The sequence below is a fragment of the Schumannella sp. GW821-FHT10F01 genome (genome assembly GCF_058809295.1).
Map to the genome: position 1 here is coordinate 1 of NZ_JBXASM010000020.1, position 19,033 is coordinate 19,033.

Here is a 19,033-nt window from a genome sequence, read left to right on the forward strand (position 1 = left end):
GGATCCGGCACCGGCCGGTGCTCGGCCGGCGGCGCGGTCGCGGCCGTGCCGCTGCGGGCGGCGACGTCGCGCAGCGGGCCCCACGCGCTCCACTGCGGGTCGCGCTCGCGCACGGTCAGCTCGGCGGCGCGGGTGGCGATGAGCAGGTAGCGGATGAGCACCACGAGGGCGACGCCCGCGAGGATCACGAAGACGACGGCGAGCATCCCGCCGATCGCGCGGAGCGCGAGCTCCGGGCCGAACCAGCCGAAGCCGGGATGCGGGAATCGCATCAGTCCTCCTCGAGCTCCCGATTGTCCTCGACGACGGTGCCGACGGCGATCGCGACGGTCATGCCCCAGCTGAGCCACATGAGCACGAGCCGCCAGTCGCGCGGCCCCTTCCGCGTGGTCTGCGCGAGCCCGAACGCGCCGAACAGGGCGCTGAGCACGCTGGTGTTGAAGAGGAACTTCCTCATCGCGGACCTCCTCGCGGTCCCGTCCACGCTATCGCCCGCACCGCGCGGCGGCGACTGCGGGGAGCCTGGGAGTGCCCGCGGCCGATCGCGCCACTACCGTGAGCGGGTGCGCACCGCGATCCTCGGGGCGGCACTGCTCGTGCTCGGCGCGATCGCGGTGCTCACCGGCCTGCTCCCGGCCTCCGACGCGCTCGCCGTCGGCGAGCGCACCTGGCCGATCCTGCTGTTCGTGCTGGCGATCACGGTCGTCACCGAGCTGGCGGCGGAGGCCGGGCTGTTCGGCGTCGTCGCCGAGCACACCGCGCGCTGGGGGGCCGGCCGCGCCTGGCTGCTCTGGATCTTCACCGTGCTGCTCGCCATCGCCAGCACGGTCTTCCTCTCGCTCGACACGACCGCCGTGCTGCTGACCCCGGTCGTGGTGCTGCTCGCGCGGCACAACGGGCTGCCGCCGCTGCCGTTCGCCCTGACGACGGTGTGGCTCGCGAACACCGCATCGCTGCTGCTGCCGGTCTCGAACCTGACGAACCTGCTGGCGGAGCACGCGCTCGGGTCGGCGGATCCCGGGCGGTTCGCCGCGCTCATGCTCTGGCCGGCGGTCGTCGCGGTGATCGTGCCGTGCGCGGTCGTGCTCATCGTGTTCCGACGCGACCTGCTGCGCCGCTACACGCCCGGCGCGGCACCCGCACCCGAGGACCGCGTGCTGTTCTGGATCAGCGCCGCGGTGATCGCCCTGCTCATCCCGCTGCTGGTGTCGGGGCTGCCGGTCTGGATGCCGGCCTGCGGCGCGGCGGTCGTGCTGCTCGCGGCCTTCGCGGTGCGGCGGCGGTCGGTGCTCAGATTCGGGCTGCTGCCGTGGGAGCTGATCGTGTTCGCGTCCGGCCTGTTCCTCGTGGTCGAGACCGGGCACGCGCTCGGGCTGACCCGGCTGCTGGAGGCCGTGGCGGGGGGCGGCGACGATCCGCTGTCGCTGCTGAAGCTGGCGGGCACCGGCCTGGTGGGCGCGAACGCGGTCGACAACCTGCCGGCCTACCTCGCGCTCGAACCCGTGGCCGGATCGCCCGCCCGCATCGCCGCGCTGCTGGTCGGCGTCAACGTCGGACCGCTCATCACGCCGTGGGCGTCGCTCGCCACGCTGCTCTGGCACTCGCGGCTCAGCGCGCTCGGCGTGGAGCTGTCGTGGCGCCGCTACATGCTCCTGGGGCTGATCGTCGCGCCGATCGCGGTCGCCGGCGCGACACTCGCCATCCTGCTTTAGCGCTCCTGCGACTCGTCGCGCGACTCCTCGACCGTGGTCTCGCGGTCGGAGACGCCCTGGCCGGTCAGCGCGTTCTCGATGTCCTCGGACTGGCCGGAGTCGACGACGTCGTCGGTGACGGCCGAGTCGGACTGGCTGCCGCTCGCGTCCGATCCGGCGTCGCCGCCGTGCACGGCCGGGTTGCCGGCCTGGTCGAGGAGGCCGTCGCCGATGATGCCGTCGCGGGCGTGCGGGGCGCCGGAGGCCTCGGCGCGCGCGTCGGGGGTGTTGCCCTCCGCATCCACGCTGTCCGGGGCGGTCGGGTCGAAGGAGTCGCTGTCGCTCATGCGCCCAGTCTCCCGTCTCCCGGTCGCCGTCCGGCCGCCGGGGAGCGGATGTCCAGGTCCCGCCCAGCGCTCCCGCCGGCAGCACCCCGAGCATCGACCGGGCCCGGCGCATGGGAGGGGCCTGATCGTCGACGGGGCGCCGACCGTGCGCTGATAGGTTGACCGGGATGGAAGACGGCAGCTACTCGTTCGTCGTCGTCTCCAACCGCCTCCCCGTCGATCGCGTCGTCGACGACGAGGGGAACGCCGACTGGAGGCAGTCGCCCGGCGGTCTCGTGACGGCGCTGGAGCCGGTCATGCGCAGCTCCGGCGGTGCGTGGGTCGGCTGGGTCGGCGTGCCCGACGAGACCGTGGAGCCGTTCGACCACGACGGCATCCGCATCGTGCCGGTCGAGCTGTCGAACCGCGACGTGCAGGAGTACTACGAGGGCTTCAGCAACGACACCCTCTGGCCGCTGTACCACGACGTCATCGCCGCGCCGAGCTACCACCGCGTCTGGTGGGACCGGTACCAGCAGGTCAACCGCCGCTTCGCGGACGCCGCGGCCGCCATCGCCGGCACGAACGCGACCGTCTGGGTGCAGGACTACCAGCTGCAGCTCGTGCCGCGGATGCTGCGCGAGTCGCGCCCGGACCTCACCATCGGCTTCTTCAACCACATCCCGTTCCCGCCCTACGGCATCTACTCGCAGCTGCCCTGGCGCACCCAGATCGTGGAGGGCCTGCTCGGCGCCGACGTCATCGGCTTCCAGCGGGTCGCCGACGCCGGCAACTTCACGCGCGCCGTGCGCCGGCTGCTGCCGTACCCGGCCCGCGGCACGCACGTGCAGGTGCCGGACGGCGACGGCAGCCGTGCTGTGGTCGCGAAGGCGTTCCCGATCTCCATCGACGCGCGCGGCTTCGAGGAGCTCGCGCAGTCCGACGGCGTGCAGGCCCGCGCGAAGGAGATCCGCCAGGAGCTCGGCAACCCCGAGACCGTGATGCTCGGCGTCGACCGCCTCGATTACACGAAGGGCATCCAGCACCGGCTCAAGGCCTACGGCGAGCTGCTCTCCGACGGCGTGCTCAAGGTCGAGGACGTCACGCTCGTGCAGGTCGCCAGCCCGAGCCGCGAGCGCGTCGAGACCTACCGCCAGCTCCGCGACGAGATCGAGCTCTCCGTCGGCCGCATCAACGGCGACTTCTCGACCATCGCGCACCAGGCCATCAGCTACCTGCACCACGGCTACCCGCGCGAGGAGATGGCCGCGCTGTACCTGGCGGCCGACGTCATGCTCGTCACGGCCCTGCGCGACGGGATGAACCTCGTGGCGAAGGAGTACGTCGCCGCGCGCTTCGACGAGGACGGCGTGCTCGTGCTCAGCGAGTTCGCCGGTGCCGCCGACGAGCTGAAGAGCGCCCTCCTGATCAACCCGCACGACATCGGCGGCGTCAAGGAGGCGATCCTCACGGCCGTGCGGATGCACCGCGGCGACCGCCGCAAGCGCATGCGCTCCATGCGCCGCCGCGTGCGCGAGAACGACGTGGCCCACTGGTCGGCGGCCTTCCTCGAGGCGCTGCGCGCGACGCGCGGCACCGCGGACTGAGGCCGTCCGTGGCGATCCTACCGGACGAGGAGCTCACCGGCGCCCTGCGCGAGCTGGCGCGGGTCCGGCGGCTGCTGGTCGCCCTCGACTTCGACGGCACGCTCGCGCCGGAGGTCGACGACCCGGCCGCCGCACGGGCGCTGCCCGAGGCCCGCGAGGCCGTCCTGCGCCTGGCGGGCCTGCCGAACACGCGGGTCGCCATGGTCAGCGGCCGTGCCCTGGCCTCGCTCGAGCAGGTGACCGGGCTGCCCGACGAGGTGCTGCTCGTCGGCTCGCACGGCATCGAGCTGCGGCTCGACTCGCCCGACGACGTGATCGCGCTCGACGCGGCCGAGCAGGAGCGGGTCGACGTGCTGCACGAGGTGCTCGGCGAGGTCGCCGACGCGATCGACGACGTCTGGCTCGAGGAGAAGCCCGCCGGCTTCGCCCTGCACACCCGGCTCGCGAGCGAGCGCGGCGCGCGGGTCGCGCACCTGGTCGCGCTGAGCGAGACGCAGGCCGAGCTCGACGACCTCAAGGTGCGGCACGGCAAGAACGTGCTCGAGTTCTCGGTCCGCTCGACCACCAAGGGCGAGGCGGTGGAGCACCTGCGGCGGTACACGAAGGCCGACGCCGTGCTCTACGCCGGCGACGACGTGACGGACGAGGACGCCTTCGTCGTGCTCGGCGCCGACGACGTCGGCCTCAAGAGCGGCGACGGCCCCACCGAGGCGTCGCACCGGGTGCACGGCCCCGCGGAGGTGGCGGCCGCGCTGAGCGCCCTGGCCACCTTCCGCGAGGGCGACGTGCACGAGCAGTAGCGCGCCGTCGGCTCAGCCGAGCCGGGTCGCGTCGATCGGATCGCCCGACAGCCAGCCCTTGACCGTGCGGCTCCAGTCGTCGACGAGCACCTCGGTCGCGCCCGACTCGACGCCGTCGAGCACGGCTCGGGCGACGTCGGCGGGGGCGAGCAGGGGGCCGTCGTAGCCGCGCATCATGTCCGTGTCCGCCGCGCCGAGGTGCACGCCGACGACCTGGGTTCCCCGGTCGGCGAGCTCGAGCCGCAGCCCGTTCGTCAGCGCCCACTCCGCCGCCTTGGCGACGTGGTACCCGGTCGCACCGCGCCACGGCATCCACGACAGCGCGCTGAGCAGGTTGACGACCGCCCCGCCGCCGTTGGCCGCGAGCACCGGCGCGAACGCGCGCGCGACCCGCAGCGTGCCCCAGAGGTGCACGTCGAGCTCGTGGCGCAGGCCGTCGAGGTCGCCGAGCAGCGTGCCGCCGGTGGAGACGCCTGCGTTGTCGACGAGCAGGTCGACATCCGCCGCGGCGGCCGCGGCTGCGGCCACGGAGGCGTCGTCGGTGATGTCGAGCGCGAGCACGCGGACGCCCGGGAGGTCGATCGCCTCCGGTCGGCGCGCCGTGGCGTAGACGGCGGCGCCGCGGGACTGGAGCTCGAGCGCGAGGGCGCGGCCGAGGCCGCGGTTGGCGCCGGTGACGAGGGCGGTGGAGCCGTCGATCTGCATGGGGATGTCCTGCCGATCGTGCGCCGTCGTGCGGCGCGGAGCTACCGTAGGACCTGACATCGATGTGAGGTTCAAGTCGGCATCGGGAGGCGGAGGGCGCGGCATGCGGATCGGCGAGCTATCCGAGCGGACCGGCGCGAGCGTCCGGTCGCTCCGCTACTACGGCGAGCAGGGGCTGCTCGAGTCGACGCGCACCTCCGGCGGTCAGCGCGAGTACGACGAGCACGACGTCGGGCGGGTCGAGTGGCTGCGCCTGCTCCTCGCCGCGGGGATGACGACGGCCGGCATCCGGGAGCTGCTGCCCTGCACGCTGAGCGGGCGCACCACCGCCGCGCAGCGCGAGCTGCTCCAGCACGACCGCGATCGGATCGCGGAGCAGATCGCGGGTCTCGAGGAGACCCGACGCCGGCTCGACGCGATCATCGCCTACGCCGCGGCGCATCCCGAGCGGACGCCGGCGTCGGCATCGGCGGCCTGACCGCACCCCGCCGCTCCCAGGCGCGCCGGGCTCTCGACCGGTAGGATGGGGGGACCCCGGAGCGGCAGCAGGCCGCTCCATCTCGCCGCTTGCCGCGACCTGTTCCCGGCTCTGGCACCCGACGAGCTGGGAGGCCGCATGATCGCACTCCTGGCGGTGTTCGCCATCGCCGCGGTCCTCATCCCGGTGCTCGTCGCGCGCATCGGCCGCTCGGCCTTCGCGATCGCGGCCCTCGTGCCGGCCGCGGCGTTCGTCCACGCCCTCACCGCGATCCCGGTCGTGCTGGCCGGCGGCGTCGTCGAGCACCGCGTGCCGTGGATCCCCGCGCTCGGCGTCGAGATCGCGGTGCGGCTCGACGGCCTCTCGACCGTGATGGCGCTCGTCGTCGCGGGCGTCGGCGCGCTCGTGCTGCTCTACTGCACCCGCTACTTCTCGCCGACGGCGCCGGCGCTCGGCCGGTTCGCCGGCGTGCTCACCGCGTTCGCGGGCGCGATGTACGGGCTCGTGATCTCCGACGACGTGTTCCTGCTGTTCATGTTCTGGGAGGCCACGAGCGTCCTGTCCTACCTGCTCATCGCCCACTCGTCCGGCGCGGCCGTGAGCCGCCGGGCCGCGATGCAGGCGCTGTTCGTCACCACCCTCGGCGGGCTCGTGATGCTGGTCGGGCTCGTGCTGCTGCGGGCGATGTCGGGCACCTCCTCGATCGCGGAGCTCGTCGCGTCGCCGCCGACCGGTCCCGCCGCCGTGGTCGCGGCGCTCCTCATCGTGGTCGGCGTCGCGTCGAAGTCGGCGCTCGTGCCGTTCCACTTCTGGCTGCCCGCTGCGATGGCCGCGCCGACGCCGGTCAGCGCCTACCTGCACGCGGCCGCGATGGTGAAGGCGGGCGTGTACCTGGCGCTGCGGTTCACGCCGGTGCTCGGCGCGGTCGCCGGCTGGCGCGAGACGCTCGTGGTGCTCGGGCTCGTCACGATGCTGCTCGGCGGCATCACCGCGCTGCGCCACACCGACCTCAAGACCGTGCTGGCCCACGGCACGGTGTCGCAGCTCGGCTTCCTGACCGCGATGGCGGCGTTCGGCACGCCGGTCACGGCGCTCGCCGCGGTCGCGCTGCTGCTCGGGCACGCGCTGTTCAAGTCGACGCTGTTCCTCGTGGTGGGCGTCATCGACCACGATCACGGCACCCGCGACCTGCGGCGGCTCTCCGGCCTCGGGCGCAGCCGTCCGCTGCTCGCCGCGGCGGCGGCGGCCGCGGTGCTGTCGATGGCCGGCCTCCCGCCGGCGATCGGCTTCGTCGCGAAGGAGGCCGCGCTGACCGGCCTCCTCGAGGCGGGGGAGCACGACGGTCTGGCGACGCTCGGCCTCGTCGTCGTCATCGCCGGATCCGCGCTGACGCTCGCCTACGGCCTCCGGTTCCTCTGGGGCGCCTTCGGCCGCAAGCCCGGCCGCGAGGACACACCCCGGCCCGCGCACCGCTCGGTGCTGCTCGTGCTGCCGCCGGTGCTGCTGGCCGGCGTCGGCCTGGTGCTCGGCCCGCTCGCCGGGCTCCTCGATCCGCTGCTCGCCCGGGCCCGCGCGGACGCGACGAGCCCCGCCGCCGAGCACTCCGGGCACGCCTACCACCTCGCGCTCTGGCACGGCCTCGAGCCGGCGCTCGGGCTGTCCGCGCTGACCGCCCTGCTCGGCGTCGGCGTCTTCCTGCTGCTGGGCCGCCGCACCGCCGACGCCCCGGGCGAGAGCATCGCGCCGCGCGCCTACGCCGCCGCCGTGCACGGGGTCGACGTCGTCGCCGCGCGGATCACGGCGACCACCCAGCGCGGCTCGCTGCCGTTCTACCTCGGCGTGATCTTCCTCGTCGTGATCGGCGCCGTCGGCACCGCGCTCGTCGCGTCCGGCGCCCGACTGCCGAGCATCGACCTCGCCCACAGCGGCGCGCAGGCGGCGATCGGCGCGCTCATGATCGTGGCGGCGATCGCGGCCGCCCGCGCGCAGAAGCGCTTCCAGGCCGTCGTGCTCGTCGGTGTCACCGGCACCGGGATGACCGCGCTCTTCGCGCTCCAGGGCGCCCCCGACCTCGCGCTGACCCAGCTGCTGGTCGAGACCGTGACCCTCGTCGCCGTCGTGCTCGTGCTCCGCCGCCTCCCCGCGCGGCTCGGCGAGCGCAACGGCAGCGCGTTCCCGGTGCTCCGCGCCGCGATCGGCATCGCGGTGGGCGTCACGATGGCCGCCGTCGCCCTGGTGGCCGCCGCGGCCCGCACGGCCGAGCCCGTCTCGGTCGACTGGGCGCGGCTGGCGGTCGAGTTCGGCCACGGCAAGAACGTCGTCAACGTCGCCCTCGTCGACCTGCGCGGCTGGGACACGATGGGCGAGCTCTCCGTGCTCATCGCCGCCGCGACCGGCGTCGCGAGCCTCGTCTTCGTCAGCGGACGCGAGAACTCGCTGCCGCGCATCGGCCGCAGCGAGCAGCGCCGAGCGCTGCGCGAGCGCCGGTCGGCCGCCGCAGCCGCTCCCGGGTGGGAGCCCGGCCGCAGCGCCTGGCTGCTCGCCGGCCGCACGCTCGGCGAGCGCCACCGCTCGATCCTGCTCGAGGTGGTCGTGCGCCTCGTGTTCCACGCGCTCGTCGTGTTCTCGGTCTACCTGCTCTTCGCGGGCCACAACGCGCCGGGGGGCGGCTTCGCCGGCGGCCTCGTGGTCGGCCTCGCGCTCATCGGCCGCTACCTGGCCGGCGGTCGCGACGAGCTCGCCGCCGCCGCGCCGTTCGACGCCGGCCGGATGCTCGGCCTCGGCATGGTGCTCGCCGCCGGCACCGCGGCCGTGCCGCTCGTGCTCGGCGCCGACGCCCTCACCTCCACCTGGTTCTCGGCCGACGTGCCGGTGCTCGGCCACCTCGAGTTCGTCACGTCGACCGTGTTCGACGTCGGCGTCTACCTCGTCGTGATCGGACTCGCGCTCGACGTGCTGCGCAGCCTCGGCGCCGAGGTCGACCGGCAGTACGAGGAGGACGGCGGCCGTCCCGAGCCGTCCGCCGAGGCCGCCGACACCGAGGGGGTGCGCACGTGACCCTGTCGCTGGTGCTCCTCGTGACCATGGCCGCGCTCTTCGCGTGCGGCGTCTACCTGCTGCTCGAGAAGAGCATGACCCGGGTGCTGCTCGGCTTCCTGCTCGTCGGCAACGCGACCAACCTGCTCATCCTGTCGATGGCCGGCGTGCCGGGCGGTGCCCCGATCGCCGACGGCGCCGGCGGCCGCACGACCGATCCGCTGCCGCAGGCGCTCGCGCTGACCGCGATCGTGATCACATTCGGCGTCTCCGCGTTCCTGCTCGCGCTCATCTACCGGTCGTGGCGCCTCGGACGCCCCGACGAGGTCGCGGTCGACGAGGCGGATGTCGCCGTCGGCACGGAGGGCGTGGTCGAGGAGGACGAGGACGGCGGCTCGACCCCCGGCGACAGCGAGTTCCCTGACGACGCGGACGACATCGACACGAGCGAGCCGCCCGGCGGCTCCGGGCCCCGGAGCGCCCGCGACGACGAGGAGGTGCGCCCGTGATCGGCCTCGTGCCCTCCGTCGTGCTGGTGCCGCTGCTCGGCGCCGCCGCGACCCTGCTGCTCGCCTCCCGGCCGCGCGTGCAGCGCGTGCTCGCCGTTGCCGTGCTGGCCGCCGTCGCGGTGATCGGCGGCGTGCTGCTCGTCGTCGTCGACACCGGCGGCACCCTGGTCATGGAGGTCGGCGGCTGGGCCGCGCCGTTCGGCATCGCGCTCGTCGTCGACCGGCTGTCGGCGCTGCTCGTCGCCGTGTCGGCGCTCGTGCTGCTCGCGGTGCTGCTGTTCTCCGTCGGCCAGGGCCTCGCGGACGGCCACGACGAGACGCCGGTCTCGATCTACTACCCGAGCTATCTCATCCTCGGCGCGGGCGTCTTCACGGCCTTCATCGCGGGCGATCTGTTCAACCTCTACGTCGGGTTCGAGATCGTGCTGGTGGCGAGCTACGTGCTCATCACGCTGGGCGGATCGGAGTCGCGCATCCGGGTGGGGCAGACCTACATCGTGGTGAGCCTCGTCTCGTCGATGCTGTTCCTCAGCTCGATCGCGATGATCTACGGCGCCACCGGCACCGTGAACCTCGCCCACCTCGCACTGCGCCTGGCGGAGCTGCCCTCCGGCATCCAGATCCTGCTGCACGTCATGCTGCTGCTCGGCTTCATGGTGAAATCGGCGGTCTTCCCGCTCTCGTTCTGGCTGCCCGACTCCTACCCGACGGCGCCGGCGCCGGTCACGGCGGTGTTCGCCGGACTCCTCACGAAGATCGGCGTCTACGCGATCATCCGCACCGAGACGCTGCTGTTCCCGGGTCCGGAGCTGAACCCGGTGCTGCTCGTGGTCGCCGCGCTGACCATGCTCGTCGGCATCCTCGGCGCGATCGCGCAGAGCGACCTCAAGCGGATGCTCTCGTTCACGCTCGTGAGCCACATCGGCTACCTGATCTTCGGCGTCGGGCTCGGCACGGCCGTCGGCACCGCGGCGACGATCTACTACATCGTGCATCACATCGTCGTGCAGACGACCCTGTTCCTCGCGACCGGGCTCGTGGAGCGCATCGGCGGCACGACGTCGCTGCGCCGGCTCGGGGGACTGCTCCGCGCGTCGCCCCTCCTCGGCGTGCTGTTCTTCATCCCGGCCCTGAACCTCGGCGGCATCCCGCCGTTCTCGGGCTTCCTCGGCAAGCTCGGCCTGTTCGAGGCCGCCGCCGAGCAGGGCACGCCGCTGGCATGGACCCTGGTCGGGGTCGGCGCGCTCGTCTCCCTGCTCACGCTGTTCGCGCTGATCCGCGCCTGGAGCCTCGCGTTCTGGCGCCCCGAGCAGGAGCCGGAGGACGCGGAGGCCGCGGCGGACGGGCGCCCGTCCGCGGACGCCCCGGCACCGCACCGCGACGTCGAGCAGCCGTCGGCGCCGCCGACCACGGAGGTCGGGACGGTCGGACGGGATGCCGCGGCGTACGTGGCCGAGCTGCGCGAGAAGCCGCGCGGCGCCGCGCCCGTGCTGCTCGTCGGCGCGACGGCCGGCATGGTCGTCGTCTCGGTGCTGCTGACGCTCGGCGCCGGCCCGCTGTTCGAGCTCGCGGAGCGCGCGGGCGCGAGCCTCGAGGGCGAGTCGTACATCTCCTCGGTGTTCCCGGACGGCGTGCCCGGGATCGGCGCGGACGACGACGGCACGAGCGACAGCGGCTCGGGAGGCGGACATGGCTGACGCCCCCGCGACCGCGCCCGCCCGCCGGCGCCGCATCCTGCTCGTGCAGCAGGTGCCGCTGATCGTGGCGCTGGTGCTGCTCTGGATCGCGCTCTGGCGCGACGTCAGCGTGCTCACGGTCCTCACCGGCGTGGTCGTCGCCGTCGCGGTGAGCCGCACGTTCTGGCTGCCGCCGGTCGAGCTGTCCGGGCGGTTCAACCCGCTCCGCCTGCTCGTGCTGCTCGGGGCGATCGCCGGCGAGCTCGTCGTCGCCACCGTGCAGCTCGCCCGGCTCGCGCTCTCGCGACACGGGGTGCGCGGCAACGCGATCGTCGAGGTGCCGCTGCGCACCCGGTCCGACTTCACGCTGACCCTGACCGCGATCGCCGTCTCCCTCGTGCCGGGCTCGATCGTCGCCGAGGTCGACCGCGACGGCTCGGTGCTGTTCCTCCACGCCGTCGGCGTGACGGATGCCGCGGGCATCGAGCGGGTGCGCCGCTCGGCCCAGCGCATGGAGCGGCGGGTCGTCATGGCGGTCGGGTCGCGGCGCGACGTCGAGCGGGTATGCGAGCCGGTCGCCGACGGGGGAGCGGGATGAGCGGCGTGGACGTGGTCGGCATCGGCGTGCTCGTCGGCGGCGCGCTGCTGCTGCTGACGGCGCTCGCCGCGGTGATCCGCATCATCCGCGGGCCGAGCATCCTCGACCGCCTCATCGCGTCGGACGTGCTCATCAGCTGCCTCATGCTCGGGCTCGGCGTCGAGATGGTCGCGGACGACCACACCCGCACGATCCCGCTGCTCATCGCCCTCGCCGCGACGGCGCTGTTCGGCACGATCGCCGTCGCCCGCTACGTGACGCGGCACGACCGCGCGCAGGCCGATCCGGAGGCCGGCGCGCCGGTCGCCGAGGCGGGGGAGCCGCGATGACCGGCGACCTGATCCTCGACGTGCTCACCGCCGTGTGCCTCGTGCTCGGCGGGCTGCTCTCCGCGCTCGCCGGCATCGGACTGCTGCGCTACCCGGATGCGTTGAGCCGGCTGCACGCCGCGACGAAGCCGCAGATCCTCGGGCTCGCGTTCATCGTCGCGGCCGTGGCCCTCCACGACCGGCAGTGGACGACGCTGCTCGCGCTGACGCCGGTGCTGCTGTTCCAGGTGCTCACGACGCCGATCTCGGGCCACATGGTGGCGCGGGCCGGCTACCGCACCGGCAACTTCCGCCGCGATCTGCTCGTGGCCGACGAGCTCGTCGACGACATCGCGCGGGCGGACGACGCGCCCGTCGACGCCGGGGCTGCCGCGGAGGCCGACGCCGCCGGGGCCGGCGCCGGAGTCGTCGACGGCGCGGACCCGGACCGCGAGCCGGGGACCCCGACCGTCAGAGGCTGAAGCCGCCGTCGTTCTTCAGCAGCTGCCCGGTGAGCCACACCGAGTCGGGGCCGACGAGGAACGCGACGATCCGGCCCGCGTCCTCCGGGGTGCCGAAGCGGCCCGTCGGCTGCGCGGCGAGCCCGGAGGCGCGCACCGCGTCGTCCATCCAGCCGGTGTCGACCGGGCCCGGGTTCACGACGTTCGCGCGGATGCCGCGCACCGCGAGCTCCTGCGCCGCGCCGAGCAGCACCCGGTCGAGCGAGCCCTTCGAGGCGCCGTAGGCGAGGTTGTGCCCGACGTGGTCGCTCGTCAGGGCGACGATCGACCCCGCGTCGAGTGCGCCGCCGTCGCGGCCGCGCTCCGGCAGCGCCTCGGCGAAGCCCCGGATCAGCAGCCACGCCGCCCGGGCGTTGACCGCGTTGTGCCGGTCGAAGGAGTCGACCGTGGTCGTGAACTGGTCGGAGTCGATGCTCATCGCGTGCGACAGCACGAGCGCGTCGAGCCGCCCCGGCTCCGCCGCGTGGGCGACGAGCGCGGCGGTCGCCGCCGGGTCTGCCAGGTCGACGTGGTGCGTCCGCACGACGGCGCCGGCCTCGCGCAGCCGATCCGTCTCCGCAGCGATGGTGTCGTCGGCGCCCCAGTGGGCGAGCTCGAGCTCCCAGCCGTCGGCCGCGAGCCGGCGGGCGATGCCGGCCGCGATGCCGAGCGGGTTGCCGAAGCCGGTGAGGAGCGCGCGCATGCCATCACGCTACGGGGAGCGTCCGTCGGGCGGGGCCGTCGGGCGTCGGCGCTGTGCCGGACGCCGCCGGAGCCCTAGCCTGGAGCGGTGTCGGTGAGGGTGCGCGGCCTCCGCAAGTCGTACGGCCGCGTCGAGGCGGTGCGCGACGTCGGCTTCGAGGTCGAGACCGGCACCCTGTTCGCGTTCCTCGGCACGAACGGCGCCGGCAAGAGCACGACGATCGGCTGCCTCACCACCGTGCTGCGACCGGATGCGGGCGAGGCGGAGATCGACGGGCTCGTGCTCGGCCGCGACGACGACGCGATCCGCCGGGGCATCGGCGTCGTGTTCCAGTCGCCGCTGCTCGACCCCGACCTCACCGTGCGCGAGAACCTCCGCATCCGCGCCGGGCTGTACGGCATCGGCCGCGCGGCGACCAGCACGCGCATCCGGGAGCTGTCGGCGCTCGTCGAGCTCGACGCCTTCCTCGACCGCCGGTACGCGCGGCTGTCGGGCGGGCAGCGCCGGCGCGCGGACATCGCCAGGGCGCTCGTGCACGAGCCGTCGACGCTGTTCCTCGACGAGCCGACCGCCGGGCTCGATCCCCAGAGCCGCGAGCAGGTGTGGCGCGCGATCGGCGGGCTGCGGAACGACAAGGGCACGACCGTCATCCTCACCACGCACTACATGGAGGAGACGGAGCGGGCCGACCGGGTGAGCATCGTCGACGAGGGCCTCATCGTGGCCGAGGGCACGCCGGCCGAGCTGCGCCGGGCGCACTCCACGAGCGTGCTCTCGATCGTGCCGCGCGACGGCGCCGACCTCGGCCGGGCGGCCGCGTCGGCCGGCGCGCCGGTCGGCGGCGCGGCACCGGCGGCGGATGCCGACGGCATCGTCCGCATCCCGGTCGCCGACGCGGCGGCCGCCCGCGGCATCCTCGCGGCGCTCGGCGACGACGTGGCCGACTTCGAGTTCCGCCACGGCACCATGGACGACGTCTTCCTCGCCGTCACGCGGAAGAAGGCCGAGGCATGAGCTCGCTGCTGCTGGTCTGCCGCCGCAACCTGCGCGTCTACTTCCGCGATCGGATGGGCGTGTTCTTCGCGCTGCTCTCCGCGCTCATCCTCATCGGCCTCTACGCGCTGTTCCTCGGCCAGCTGCAGGTGGACGCGCTCTCGCAGCGCTTCCCGACCGCGACCGAGGCGCAGGTGCGCGGGTTCGTGTTCTCGTGGGTGTTCGCGGGCATCGTGATGATCACGAGCCTCACGACCTCGCTCTCCGCGATCAGCGCCTTCGTCGACGACCGTGCCTCCGGCCGGTTCTCCGACTTCCTGGTCTCGCCGGTGCGCCGCGGCACGCTCGTGCTCGGCTACCTGCTCTCGAGCTTCGCCGTCTCGGTCCTCATCACGCTCGTCGTGCTCGTCGTGGGGGAGGTCTTCCTGGCGTCGCAGGGTCTGCCCCTGATGAGCGCCGGGCAGCTCGCCGCCTGCCTCGGCTGGATCCTGCTCTCCGCCGCCGCGTTCTCCGCGATGTCGAGCTTCGCGGTGAGCTTCCTCCGCTCGAGCGGCGCGTTCGCCGCGCTCTCGACGATCGTCGGCACGGTGGTCGGCTTCCTCGCCGGCGCGTACATCCCGCCGGGCACGCTGCCGGATGCCGCGGTGCGCATCATCAGCTCGCTGCCCTTCGCGCAGTCGGCGATGCTCATCCGGCAGCAGTTCTGCGCTGAGCCGCTCGCCGCGCTCGGCACGGACACCCGCGCGGTCGACGCGGTGAGCACGTTCTACGGCATCACGCTCTCGGTCGGCGACGTCGAGATCACGAACGCGATCGCCGCCGGCGAGCTCGTCGCGGTGCTCGTCGTCTTCACCGCGCTCGCCGTGCTCCGCCTCCGCCGCGGCATCCGCTGAGCCGCCCCGGCATCCGCTGAGGGTGACCGCACGGCAGGCGATCCGGGGCGTCGGCGCGCCCCGCGCCGCGGGACTACTCTCGACACATGCCGGAAACACCCGCCGAGAACGGCGCGCCCGTCGTCGATCACAAGCCCCGGTCCCGCACCGTCACCGACGGCATCGAGGCCACCACCAGCCGCGGCATGCTGCGCGCGGTCGGCATGGGCGACGACGACTGGGAGAAGTCCCAGATCGGCATCGCGAGCTCGTGGAACGAGATCACGCCGTGCAACCTCAGCCTGGCGCGCCTGGCCCAGGCCGCGAAGGAGGGCGTGCACGCCGGCGGCGGCTACCCGCTCCAGTTCGGCACGGTCTCGGTCTCCGACGGCATCTCGATGGGCCACGAGGGCATGCACTTCTCGCTCGTCAGCCGCGAGGTCATCGCCGACAGCGTCGAGACCGTCATGCAGGGCGAGCGCCTCGACGGCTCGGTGCTGCTCGCCGGCTGCGACAAGTCCATCCCCGGCATGCTCATGGCCGCCGCGCGGCTCGAGCTGCCGAGCGTCTTCCTCTACGCCGGCTCGATCGCGCCCGGCTGGGTGCGCCTCTCCGACGGCACGGAGAAGGACATCACGATCATCGACAGCTTCGAGGCGGTCGGCGGCGTCAAGGCCGGCACCATGAGCCTCGAGGACGCGCACGCGATCGAGTGCGCGTTCGCGCCCGGCGAGGGCGCCTGCGGCGGCATGTACACCGCGAACACCATGGCGTCGGTCGCGGAGGCGCTCGGGATGTCGATCCCCGGCTCCGCGAGCCCGCCCAGCTACGACCGCCGCCGCGACTACTACGCGCACCGCTCCGGCGAGGCCGTCGTGAACCTGCTGAAGCAGGGCATCATGACCAGCGACATCCTCACCAAGGAGGCGTTCGAGAACGCCATCGCGGTCGGCATGGCGCTCGGCGGCTCGACGAACATCGTGCTGCACCTCCTCGCGATCGCGCACGAGGCGGGCGTCGAGCTCACGCTCGACGACTTCAACCGCATCGGCTCGAAGGTGCCGCACATCGGCGACCTCAAGCCGTTCGGCCGCTACGTCATGAACGACGTCGACCGCCGCGGCGGCCTGCCCGTGCTCATGAAGGCCCTGCTCGACGCCGGCCTGATGCACGGCGACTGCATGACGGTCACCGGCAGGACCATGGCGGAGAACCTCGCCGACATCGACCCGCCGGCGCTCGACGGCGACGTGCTGCGCAAGCTCGACGACCCGATCCACGCCACCGGCGGCCTGACGATCCTCAAGGGCTCGCTCGCCCCCGAGGGCGCGGTCGTGAAGACGGCCGGCTTCGACGCCGCGACGTTCGAGGGCCCGGCCCGCGTGTTCGAGCGCGAGCGCGAGGCGATGGACGCGCTGACAGAGGGCCGCATCCACCACGGCGATGTCGTCGTCATCCGCTACGAGGGCCCGAAGGGCGGCCCCGGCATGCGCGAGATGCTCGCCATCACGGCCGCCATCAAGGGCGCTGGGCTCGGCAAGGATGTACTACTCTTGACCGACGGACGATTCTCAGGCGGCACAACCGGCCTGTGCATCGGCCACATCGCTCCGGAGGCAGTGGACGCAGGTCCCATCGCCTTCGTCCGCGATGGTGATCTGATACGGGTCGATATCGCAGCCCGGTCGATCGACCTACTTGTCGATGCGGCCGAGCTGGAGAGCCGCCGTTCCGGCTGGGCTCCGCTTCCTCCGCGCTACACCCGTGGCGTCCTCGCCAAGTACTCGAAGCTCGTGCGCTCCGCCGCAGTGGGCGCAGTCACCGGGTAGTCGGCGCTCCAGATCACCGAACTCACGAAGGGGTCACCCATGACCGCAGACGCCGCTCCCGCGCCTGCCGCTCCCCCCACCCGCCCCGCCACCCCGGCCGAGCCGCCCGTGCTCACCGGATCGGGCGCGATCCTCGCCACCCTCGAGCAGCTCGGCGTCACCGACGTCTTCGGGCTGCCCGGCGGCGCGATCATGCCGTTCTACGACGAGCTCATGGCCTCGACCGCCGTGCGCCACATCCTCGTGCGGCACGAGCAGGGCGCCGGCCACGCGGCCGAGGGCTACGCGGCCGCCTCCGGGCGGGTCGGCGTCGCCATCGCCACGTCGGGGCCCGGTGCGACCAACCTCGTCACCGCCATCGCCGACGCCTACATGGACTCCGTGCCGATGATCGCGATCACCGGCCAGGTGTTCTCGACGGTCATGGGCACGGACGCCTTCCAGGAGGTCGACATCGTGGGCATCACGATGCCGATCACGAAGCACTCCTTCCTCGTCACTCGCCCCGAGGACGTGCCCGCCACCCTCGCGGCCGCGTACCAGATCGCGACGACGGGACGACCGGGTCCGGTGCTCGTCGACGTCACGAAGGACTGCCAGCAGAACTCGGCGCCGTTCATCTGGCCGCCGAAGGTCGAGCTGCCCGGCTACCGCCCGGTCACGAAGGCGCACGGCAAGCAGATCCACGCCGCCGCCGAGCTGCTCGCCGCGGCGGAGCGCCCGGTGCTCTACGTGGGCGGCGGCGTCGTCCGCGCCGAGGCGAGCCCCGAGCTGCTGCAGCTCGCCGAGCTCACCGGCGCCCCCGTCGTCACCACCCTGATGGCGCGCGGCGCGTTCCCCGACTCGCACCCGCAGCACCTCGGCATGCCCGGCATGCACGGCACCGTGCCGGCGGTGCTCGGGCTCCAGGAGTCCGACCTCATCGTCAGCCTCGGTGCGCGGTTCGACGACCGCGTCACCGGCAAGACGAGCGAGTTCGCCCCGCACGCGAAGATCGTGCACGTCGACGTCGACCCTGCCGAGATCGGCAAGATCCGCCAGGCCGACGTGCCGATCGTGGGCGACGCGAAGGACGTCATCGCCGACCTCATCGAGGCCTGGCGCGACGTGTCGTCCGAGCGCGCGAGCCTCGACGCCTGGTGGGCGCGGCTCGACAGCCTGCGCGCCGAGTTCCCGCTCGGCTACACGCCCGCCGACGACGGACTGCTGACCCCGCAGTGGGTCATCGAGCGGATCGGCGCGCTCTCCGGACCGGAGGCGGTCTACGCCGCCGGTGTCGGCCAGCACCAGATGTGGGCCGCGCAGTTCATCGGCTACGAGCGCCCGCACGCGTTCCTCAACTCGGGCGGCGCGGGCACCATGGGCTACGCGGTGCCGGCGGCGATGGGCGCGAAGGTCGCCCAGCCCGACCGCGTGGTGTGGGCGATCGATGGCGACGGCTGCTTCCAGATGACCAATCAGGAGCTCGCCACCTGCACGATCAACGACATCCCGATCAAGGTCGCGATCATCAACAACAGCTCGCTGGGCATGGTGCGCCAGTGGCAGACGCTGTTCTACGACGGCCGCCACTCGTTCACCGACCTCAACACCGGCTCGGTGAGCGGCACCGAGACGACGCGGATGATCCCCGACTTCGTCAAGCTCGGCGAGGCCTACGGCGCGCTGGCCATCCGGGTCACGAAGCCGGAGGAGGTCGACGCCGCGATCGAGCTGGCGCTGAAGACGAACGACCGCCCGGTCGTCATCGACTTCATCGTCAGCCGCGACGCCATGGTGTGGCCGATGGTCGCGCAGGGCGTCGGCAACTCGCAGGTGCAGTACGCGCGCGAGCACGCGCCCGAGTGGGAAGCGGAGTGACCCGGTGTCGACCCATGTCCTGAGCCTCCTCGTCGAGGACCGCCCCGGTCTGCTGACCCGCGTCGCCGGCCTGTTCGCGCGCCGCGGCTTCAACATCAACAGCCTCGCCGTCGGCCCGACCGAGATCGCGGGCCTCTCGCGCATCACCGTCGTCGTCGACGTCGAGGAGCTGCCGCTCGAGCAGGTCACCAAGCAGCTGAACAAGCTCGTCAACGTGATCAAGATCGTCGAGCTCGACCCCGACGCCTCGGTGCAGCGGGAGCACCTGCTCATCAAGGTGCGCGTCGACAACCAGACCCGCTCGCAGATCCTCGAGGCGGTGACCCTGTTCCGGGCCCGCGTCGTCGACGTCGCCACCGACGCGCTCGTCATCGAGGTCACCGGCGACAGCGGCAAGGTGCAGGCCTTCCTGCGCGTGCTGGAGCCCTACGGCATCAAGGAGATCGCCCAGTCCGGCCTCCTCGCCATCGGCCGCGGCGCCAAGAGCATCACCGAGCGCGTGCTGCGCGCCTGACCAGAACCCTCACCCTCAACCGAACAGA

The 19,033-nt window shown here is 73.2% G+C and carries 20 protein-coding genes; 15 read left to right on the top strand and 5 right to left on the bottom strand.

The features are described 5' to 3' along the window. Window positions 1–272: hypothetical protein (locus tag AC1RSJ_RS15905; protein WP_493119428.1), on the bottom strand; the 272-nt coding region annotated here is incomplete at its 3' end. Beyond that, entirely contained in the window at window positions 272–457 is a 186-nt protein-coding gene (locus AC1RSJ_RS15910) for a hypothetical protein (protein ID WP_493119429.1), read from the bottom strand. The genes AC1RSJ_RS15910 and AC1RSJ_RS15905, both read right to left, overlap by 1 nt. A 106-nt stretch (window positions 458–563) precedes the next feature. Here AC1RSJ_RS15910 and AC1RSJ_RS15915 point away from each other — a divergent pair, with 106 nt between their 5' ends. Next, window positions 564–1,712 carry an SLC13 family permease gene (locus AC1RSJ_RS15915; protein WP_493119430.1) on the top strand — a complete coding sequence of 383 codons (1,149 nt, stop codon included), beginning with the start codon at window positions 564–566 and terminating at the stop codon, window positions 1,710–1,712. On the opposite strand, the gene AC1RSJ_RS15920 is transcribed toward AC1RSJ_RS15915, so the two are convergent. Further along, window positions 1,709–2,038, bottom strand: coding sequence for a hypothetical protein (locus AC1RSJ_RS15920; RefSeq protein WP_493119431.1), 330 nt, complete (start codon window positions 2,036–2,038; stop codon window positions 1,709–1,711). The genes AC1RSJ_RS15915 and AC1RSJ_RS15920 overlap by 4 nt on opposite strands. 167 nt (window positions 2,039–2,205) lie before the next feature. Here AC1RSJ_RS15920 and otsA point away from each other — a divergent pair, with 167 nt between their 5' ends. Both otsA and otsB read left to right on the top strand, forming a co-directional pair. Continuing rightward, window positions 2,206–3,624, top strand: coding sequence for an alpha,alpha-trehalose-phosphate synthase (UDP-forming) (gene otsA / locus AC1RSJ_RS15925; RefSeq protein ID WP_493119432.1), 1,419 nt, complete (start codon window positions 2,206–2,208; stop codon window positions 3,622–3,624). 8 nt (window positions 3,625–3,632) lie between these two features. Next, on the top strand, window positions 3,633–4,424 hold the full coding sequence (gene otsB / locus AC1RSJ_RS15930; RefSeq protein ID WP_493119433.1) for a trehalose-phosphatase: 792 nt from the start codon (window positions 3,633–3,635) through the stop codon (window positions 4,422–4,424). Window positions 4,425–4,436: 12 nt separating this feature from the next. Here the strand turns inward: otsB and AC1RSJ_RS15935 are convergent, their stop codons facing one another. Beyond that, on the bottom strand, window positions 4,437–5,129 hold the full coding sequence (locus tag AC1RSJ_RS15935) for an SDR family oxidoreductase (RefSeq protein WP_493119434.1): 693 nt from the start codon (window positions 5,127–5,129) through the stop codon (window positions 4,437–4,439). A gap of 103 nt (window positions 5,130–5,232) precedes the next feature. Between AC1RSJ_RS15935 and AC1RSJ_RS15940 the strand changes: the two genes are divergently transcribed. From AC1RSJ_RS15940 to mnhG, 7 genes are all read left to right on the top strand, one after another. Further along, complete coding sequence (locus tag AC1RSJ_RS15940; protein WP_493119436.1) at window positions 5,233–5,607, top strand: MerR family transcriptional regulator; 375 nt, start codon at window positions 5,233–5,235, stop codon at window positions 5,605–5,607. A gap of 138 nt (window positions 5,608–5,745) precedes the next feature. After that, window positions 5,746–8,664 carry a Na+/H+ antiporter subunit A gene (locus tag AC1RSJ_RS15945; protein WP_493119437.1) on the top strand — a complete coding sequence of 973 codons (2,919 nt, stop codon included), beginning with the start codon at window positions 5,746–5,748 and terminating at the stop codon, window positions 8,662–8,664. Beyond that, window positions 8,661–9,152 (top strand): Na(+)/H(+) antiporter subunit C, encoded by a 492-nt coding sequence (locus AC1RSJ_RS15950; protein WP_493119438.1) that lies wholly within the window; start codon window positions 8,661–8,663, stop codon window positions 9,150–9,152. Before AC1RSJ_RS15945 ends, AC1RSJ_RS15950 begins: the two co-directional genes overlap by 4 nt. Then, complete coding sequence (locus AC1RSJ_RS15955; protein WP_493119440.1) at window positions 9,149–10,849, top strand: Na+/H+ antiporter subunit D; 1,701 nt, start codon at window positions 9,149–9,151, stop codon at window positions 10,847–10,849. The genes AC1RSJ_RS15950 and AC1RSJ_RS15955 overlap by 4 nt, the downstream gene beginning before the upstream one ends. Then, complete coding sequence (locus AC1RSJ_RS15960) at window positions 10,842–11,426, top strand: Na+/H+ antiporter subunit E (protein ID WP_493119441.1); 585 nt, start codon at window positions 10,842–10,844, stop codon at window positions 11,424–11,426. The genes AC1RSJ_RS15955 and AC1RSJ_RS15960 overlap by 8 nt, the downstream gene beginning before the upstream one ends. After that, entirely contained in the window at window positions 11,423–11,755 is a 333-nt protein-coding gene (locus AC1RSJ_RS15965) for an MrpF/PhaF family protein (protein WP_493119442.1), read from the top strand. The genes AC1RSJ_RS15960 and AC1RSJ_RS15965 overlap by 4 nt, the downstream gene beginning before the upstream one ends. Then, window positions 11,752–12,216 carry a monovalent cation/H(+) antiporter subunit G gene (mnhG, locus tag AC1RSJ_RS15970; RefSeq protein WP_493119443.1) on the top strand — a complete coding sequence of 155 codons (465 nt, stop codon included), beginning with the start codon at window positions 11,752–11,754 and terminating at the stop codon, window positions 12,214–12,216. The genes AC1RSJ_RS15965 and mnhG overlap by 4 nt, the downstream gene beginning before the upstream one ends. Here mnhG and AC1RSJ_RS15975 read toward each other — a convergent pair. Then, window positions 12,206–12,937: an SDR family oxidoreductase gene (locus AC1RSJ_RS15975; protein ID WP_493119444.1), complete on the bottom strand. Its 732-nt coding sequence runs from the start codon at window positions 12,935–12,937 to the stop codon at window positions 12,206–12,208. The genes mnhG and AC1RSJ_RS15975 overlap by 11 nt on opposite strands. An 87-nt stretch (window positions 12,938–13,024) precedes the next feature. Between AC1RSJ_RS15975 and AC1RSJ_RS15980 the strand changes: the two genes are divergently transcribed. From AC1RSJ_RS15980 to ilvN, 5 genes are all read left to right on the top strand, one after another. Next, complete coding sequence (locus AC1RSJ_RS15980) at window positions 13,025–13,951, top strand: ABC transporter ATP-binding protein (protein WP_493119445.1); 927 nt, start codon at window positions 13,025–13,027, stop codon at window positions 13,949–13,951. After that, window positions 13,948–14,823 (top strand): ABC transporter permease, encoded by an 876-nt coding sequence (locus AC1RSJ_RS15985; RefSeq protein ID WP_493119446.1) that lies wholly within the window; start codon window positions 13,948–13,950, stop codon window positions 14,821–14,823. Before AC1RSJ_RS15980 ends, AC1RSJ_RS15985 begins: the two co-directional genes overlap by 4 nt. An 86-nt stretch (window positions 14,824–14,909) precedes the next feature. Next, entirely contained in the window at window positions 14,910–16,631 is a 1,722-nt protein-coding gene (gene ilvD / locus AC1RSJ_RS15990; protein WP_493119447.1) for a dihydroxy-acid dehydratase, read from the top strand. A gap of 39 nt (window positions 16,632–16,670) precedes the next feature. Continuing rightward, window positions 16,671–18,491, top strand: a complete 1,821-nt coding sequence (locus tag AC1RSJ_RS15995; RefSeq protein ID WP_493119448.1) for an acetolactate synthase large subunit — start codon at window positions 16,671–16,673, stop codon at window positions 18,489–18,491. Between the two features lie 4 nt (window positions 18,492–18,495). Next, window positions 18,496–19,005, top strand: a complete 510-nt coding sequence (gene ilvN / locus AC1RSJ_RS16000; protein ID WP_493119449.1) for an acetolactate synthase small subunit — start codon at window positions 18,496–18,498, stop codon at window positions 19,003–19,005. Window positions 19,006–19,033 lie beyond the last annotated feature (28 nt).

Excerpts from the sequence above, each read along its gene's own strand:
- AC1RSJ_RS15910 (WP_493119429.1), bottom strand. The coding sequence starts at position 457 with ATGAGGAAGTTCCTCTTCAACACCAGCGTGCTCAGCGCCCTGTTCGGC.
- AC1RSJ_RS15920 (WP_493119431.1), bottom strand. The coding sequence starts at position 2,038 with ATGAGCGACAGCGACTCCTTCGACCCGACCGCCCCGGACAGCGTGGAT.
- otsA (WP_493119432.1), top strand. The coding sequence starts at position 2,206 with ATGGAAGACGGCAGCTACTCGTTCGTCGTCGTCTCCAACCGCCTCCCC.
- AC1RSJ_RS15935 (WP_493119434.1), bottom strand. The coding sequence starts at position 5,129 with ATGCAGATCGACGGCTCCACCGCCCTCGTCACCGGCGCCAACCGCGGC.
- AC1RSJ_RS15940 (WP_493119436.1), top strand. The coding sequence starts at position 5,233 with ATGCGGATCGGCGAGCTATCCGAGCGGACCGGCGCGAGCGTCCGGTCG.
- AC1RSJ_RS15945 (WP_493119437.1), top strand. The coding sequence starts at position 5,746 with ATGATCGCACTCCTGGCGGTGTTCGCCATCGCCGCGGTCCTCATCCCG.
- AC1RSJ_RS15960 (WP_493119441.1), top strand. The coding sequence starts at position 10,842 with ATGGCTGACGCCCCCGCGACCGCGCCCGCCCGCCGGCGCCGCATCCTG.
- AC1RSJ_RS15965 (WP_493119442.1), top strand. The coding sequence starts at position 11,423 with ATGAGCGGCGTGGACGTGGTCGGCATCGGCGTGCTCGTCGGCGGCGCG.
- mnhG (WP_493119443.1), top strand. The coding sequence starts at position 11,752 with ATGACCGGCGACCTGATCCTCGACGTGCTCACCGCCGTGTGCCTCGTG.
- AC1RSJ_RS15975 (WP_493119444.1), bottom strand. The coding sequence starts at position 12,937 with ATGCGCGCGCTCCTCACCGGCTTCGGCAACCCGCTCGGCATCGCGGCC.
- AC1RSJ_RS15985 (WP_493119446.1), top strand. The coding sequence starts at position 13,948 with ATGAGCTCGCTGCTGCTGGTCTGCCGCCGCAACCTGCGCGTCTACTTC.
- ilvD (WP_493119447.1), top strand. The coding sequence starts at position 14,910 with ATGCCGGAAACACCCGCCGAGAACGGCGCGCCCGTCGTCGATCACAAG.
- AC1RSJ_RS15995 (WP_493119448.1), top strand. The coding sequence starts at position 16,671 with ATGACCGCAGACGCCGCTCCCGCGCCTGCCGCTCCCCCCACCCGCCCC.